The sequence below is a fragment of the Cupriavidus sp. 05N40 genome (genome assembly GCF_056397305.1).
Genome location: NZ_JBFTND010000350.1, coordinates 1 through 4,336, shown reverse-complemented (window position 1 = coordinate 4,336; position 4,336 = coordinate 1). Strand labels below are relative to the sequence as shown.

Sequence of the window (4,336 nt, the reverse complement as noted above, 5' to 3'; positions counted from 1 at the left end):
GGCCGCAAGGAATGCATGCCCATCACCTACGAGAAACGGACGTCGCTCGGCCCGCTGATGGTGGGCGAGGAGGTGGTGCAGGTGGAGCCCGCCGTCCTGTACGTCACGGACTGGTATTGCCCGGCGGAGGCCTTTGTCCTGCGTACCGAGGTCCGCCAGCGCAACAAGCAGGACAAGGCAGACAACCGGCCGGAAAAGGTCGAGCGCATCGAGGTGACGGCGCTGGAGCTGGGCGCGCCCTGAGCGTTCGTGTCCGTGCCGTGCCGGAATGAAAAGAGCCCGCCGGATGGCGGGCTCTTTGCCGTACCGTGCCGATCCTGTCGATCAGCCGGCRGCGGCGGCCGAAGCGGGCTTCTTGCTCTTCTTGCTGCTCTTCTTGTGCGACTTCTTGGCAGCCGGTGCCGATGCGTCGCCGGTCAGGTCCGCGCGAGTGCTCTTGTTCGCGCCCTGGGTGTACGGGTCGAACTTGTCGCCCGACTTGGCGCCCTGGGTGTACGGGTCGAATTTCTCGCCCGACTTGGCGCCCTGGCTATACGGGTCGAACTTCTTCCCGCCGGTCTGGGCCTGGGCAGCCACGGAAACGGCGCCGATACAAAGCGCGATGGCTGTCGCGACGAACTTGTTCATGGTTTCTCCTGAAAAATGCCGCCTTGCGGCGGTTCGAATACGCGAAAAACTGCCTTGGGGAGAATCACCTTGCGCAAGCCTGGCAGCCCCCCAACCGTTTATCCGCTCAGTCCCAGTGTCGCCAACATTTCCTGCGCTTGTCAACTTGGGGTGTATTGCCGGGAACACGGTTTATGCCGGCCTATGGAAAGCCGCTATTGCGGCGATCCGCGGGACTTGCTTGACAGTTGTCACGCATGTTGATGATGCGCTACATCCGACATTGTGTGAATCAGATAAGTGAATAATAAGGCGCAAAAACCCCGCGGACCTCTCGGTCGACGGGGTTTCTTGTTACAGCGCAACGCGTGCGGGCTTACTCGGTCGCCACGTCCGAAGGATGCTTCCAGGCGTCACGTACCTGCGCGCTGGGCGCCAGCGCCAGGTTGATGTTGCGTGTCCCGATCGGCTGCTGGAACCATTGCTTCTGCAGCGCGAGGACCTGCGGCCCGGCGAAGACCGAGGCCAGGGTCTGGTCCACCAGTTCCTTCCACTGCGAATCGGCGCGCGACATCATCAGGGCGTTCTGTTCGGTCGACAGCGCCGGGCCCACGATCACGAACTGCGACGGATCCTTGGCGCGGGCGCGCAGGCCGGCAAGCAGCACGTCGTCCATCACGAAAGCCTGGGCGCGCCCGGATTCGAGCAGCAGGAAGGACTCGCCGTGGTCCTTGGCATAGATGTCGTGAAAGCCATACTGGGCCTTCAGGCGGCGCACATGGCGGTCGCCGGTGGAGCCGGCGCTCGTCACCACGTTCTTGCCGCGCAGATCCTCGAAGGACTGGATGCCCGAATCCGCGCGCACCAGCATGCGCACGGTGGAAATGTAGTGCGAGACGCTGAAGGCCACTTGCTTCTGGCGTTCCAGCGAGTTCGTGTTGGGCGCGCAATCCAGGTCGACCAGGCCGTTGACCACGGCAGGGATGCGGTTTTGCGGCGTGAGCGGCATCCAGCGGATCTTGATGGCCTTCAGGCCCAGCTTGACGCGGGCGGCTTCGGCGGCGCGCAGGCACAGGTCCACGGCGTAGCCTGCCGGCTCGCCCTTGTCATCGGCGAACGAGAAGGGCAGTGCCGATTCGCGGTAGCCCAGGACGATGGTGCCCGTGCTGCGGATCTTGTCGAGCACCGGGCTCTGGGCCAGGGCGGCATGGGGGGCGACGGCCGCCAGCGCACCGGCGGCGGCAAGAACGAAGCCAACGAGCAGGCGCGAGGCGCGTGCCGCGCCAACGCTTTTGAATGAGGCAAACGACAGCATGATGCGAGACTTTCAAAAGCGGCAAGCGTACGCCGGGTGCCGTGGCGCACAAAGTACATCTTCGTCATAAGTAAATACCCTGCCAGATATCCGGACGGCGAGCGACGGGCCCCGGCAAAGGCGCAGTGCTGGTATCACAAAATTTCACAGCGGCCGGCTTGCGGGCGGATCGATGTGCGCGGTACGCTACCGGGTTCGCTGCATCAGTGACGTGCGGTGATCACGACGGTGGGGAAACATGAGAATGTCGCGCAGGAAAATCGGGCTCGGCGTGGCCGCGATGGCGCTTGCCGCGGGCGTGGCCGTGCAGCTTGTCTGGCACCCGTTCGGCAAGGCCTGGAAAGGGCAGCCGCGGCAGATCGAGCTGGATTTCGGCCGCCCGGACGCGCTGGTCGACAGCGAAAGTCTGTCCAGCCTGCCGAAAGACATGCTGCGCGTGCCACTGCTGCGCGACGTCCTCACCGAGGACTTCGTGAACTACTACGAAGACAATGAAGGCCGTCTCTCGGCCGCCGGCGCCTTGCGCCGCATTGCCTTCGAGCATGACCTCGACTGGTCCGACGCCCTGCTCAGGCGGGTTTTCGACGAGCCCGGCAGGCTGATGGCCTGGCGCGGCGCCGACGGCACGCTGCGCTACTGGGCGCTGGCCATGGAGCGCAACGGGCTGGCCAAGGTGCTGCAGACGCTCGGCACCATTGCGCCGGCGGATACCCAGCTCACCCGCGCCGGCGAGATCGACGGCACGCCGCTCTACGCCTTGCGCATCGGCCCCGCGCGCAGCTTGCTGATCGCGGGCAAGGGCGAGCGCCTGGTGGTGCTGTCCGAGGCGGGCATGCTGCTCGATGCCGAAGGCAAGCCGATCGGCGCGCGCGCCAAAGCGGTGGCGGCATGGCTGTCCGACGATGCCGCCGCCCGCGAGGCCCCGCTGCAGGCGTTCGCGCTCGAACCCGTCAAGGGCGCGCCCAGGGGCCACCGCGTGGTGGTCGGCGCGAACTATCTGTCCTTCGGCTACCAGGCCTTCTTCCCCGGCATCGAGGCGTTGCGCTTCGACTTCGCCGGTGCCGATCCCAAGGCCGCCGCGGGCAGCACGGAATGGCAAGGCGCCGTGCTGGTCGATGGCGCGCGCCTGCCCGGCAAGTGGAATGCCGCCGCGCTCTGGCAGGCCTTGCCCGCGGATCCGGCTGCCTGTGCCACCCTGCCGGTCGACTGGCAGGCAGCCGGCAAGATGCTGCAGAAGGTCAGCGGCGGCAAGGACGAGCTTGCCGCCCAGGTCGGCCAGGCGTTCGAAGGCCCGGCCGCAGTTTGCTGGTATGGCAAGTCGGCTCTGGTCGCGCCCCTGTTCATGGCGCGCCTGAAGTCGGCCGAGGCTGCGTCCGCGCTGCGCCCGTTGCTGGCCGGTCTGTTCGAGCAGGTAATCGGTGCCTACGAGCCCGCGGCCGGCGGCGACAAGGGCACCTACGCGCGCCTGCCGGTGCAGGGGCGCAAGGGCGCAGGCGACGCCGAGCTGTGGTCGCGGCCAGTCAGCTCGCCGTATGGCACGCGCGAGGCCAAGGGCGCGCCGTTCGCGGCCCAGCTGTCCGCCGGCGCTTATTTTCCCGTGACGCTGGCGCTGGCCGGCAATACCGTGCTGTTCTCGCCCGACGCCACGCTCGTCGACGACGCGCTGGCGGTGCAGGGCAAGCGCTTCCCGGCGGTGGCCGACACCATGCCGCGCGACCGGCAGGCCCGCACGGTGCTGAGCTTCACGCCGTCCACGCTGGCGCTGCTGGTGCGGCGCGAAGCCACCAGGGCGCTGCCCGCCGACCAGGAAGCCCTGTTCCTGAACGCAGCGCGCGCGCATCTGTTCCCCAAGCTCAAAGCCCTCGGCGCTTATCCGGCGATGTCGCTGGTGCTGCCGGGCAACCTGCCTTCGGGCCGGGGCTGGGTGTCCGTGACATGGCAGCAGTCCGGCGCACCGCACGGCGTGCTGGCGGCCGCACCGGCCAGCGCGGCGCTCCTGCAGACGCAAGGCAGCCAAGAGGCCACGCAGTGACGGTCCTGCGCCGAGGCCGTCGCGGGATGCTGGCGGCGCTGGCCGCGGCATGCCTGCCGCTGGCCGGCCCGGGCCGTGCGCTGGCATTGTCGGGGCTTGAAGCCGCCGCGCCCGAGGGCGGCCAGCTCGACCCGGCCCAGACCACGGCGTTCCGGGCCTGGTTCGTGCGCATCGTCGGCGAGCAATTGCGGCAGGGCCCGACTCCGCGCTGGTACCAGCGCGACTGCGTCGGCCTGGTCCGCTTTGCCGTGGGCGAGGCGCTGCGCGTGCACGACGCACGCTGGCTGCGCGCCAACGGCATGCAGGGCGGCGCGGCGGCCCGCCAGTTGCCGCCAGAGCTCAGCCTGAGCCCGGCCCAGCGCACGCTCGGCCAGCGCTGGACC

The 4,336-nt window shown here is 68.2% G+C and carries 4 protein-coding genes and 1 pseudogene; 3 read left to right on the top strand and 2 right to left on the bottom strand.

Annotated features, from left to right (window positions below; translation table 11 throughout):
* Positions 1-243, top strand: a pseudogene (locus AC1DO7_RS39815) (hypothetical protein); the annotation flags it as partial.
* Positions 244-324: 81 nt separating this feature from the next.
* Here AC1DO7_RS39815 and AC1DO7_RS39810 read toward each other — a convergent pair.
* Together AC1DO7_RS39810 and AC1DO7_RS39805 are read right to left on the bottom strand one after the other, a co-directional pair.
* Entirely contained in the window at positions 325-627 is a 303-nt protein-coding gene (locus AC1DO7_RS39810; RefSeq protein WP_441616935.1) for an amino acid ABC transporter permease, read from the bottom strand.
* Positions 628-982: 355 nt separating this feature from the next.
* Positions 983-1,921: an amino acid ABC transporter substrate-binding protein gene (locus AC1DO7_RS39805; protein WP_441616933.1), complete on the bottom strand. Its 939-nt coding sequence runs from the start codon at positions 1,919-1,921 to the stop codon at positions 983-985.
* 238 nt (positions 1,922-2,159) lie between these two features.
* On the opposite strand from AC1DO7_RS39805, the gene AC1DO7_RS39800 reads away from it, so the two are divergent.
* Both AC1DO7_RS39800 and AC1DO7_RS39795 read left to right on the top strand, forming a co-directional pair.
* Positions 2,160-3,953, top strand: coding sequence for a DUF2138 domain-containing protein (locus AC1DO7_RS39800; RefSeq protein ID WP_441616931.1), 1,794 nt, complete (start codon positions 2,160-2,162; stop codon positions 3,951-3,953).
* Positions 3,950-4,336, top strand: a 387-nt coding sequence (locus AC1DO7_RS39795) for a DUF1175 family protein (protein WP_477117452.1), incomplete at its 3' end; no start/stop codon positions are given. The genes AC1DO7_RS39800 and AC1DO7_RS39795, both read left to right, overlap by 4 nt.

Bases quoted from the DNA above. Each gene is read 5' to 3' on its own strand.
- AC1DO7_RS39805 (WP_441616933.1), bottom strand. From the start codon at position 1,921: ATGCTGTCGTTTGCCTCATTCAAAAGCGTTGGCGCGGCACGCGCCTCG.
- AC1DO7_RS39800 (WP_441616931.1), top strand. From the start codon at position 2,160: ATGAGAATGTCGCGCAGGAAAATCGGGCTCGGCGTGGCCGCGATGGCG.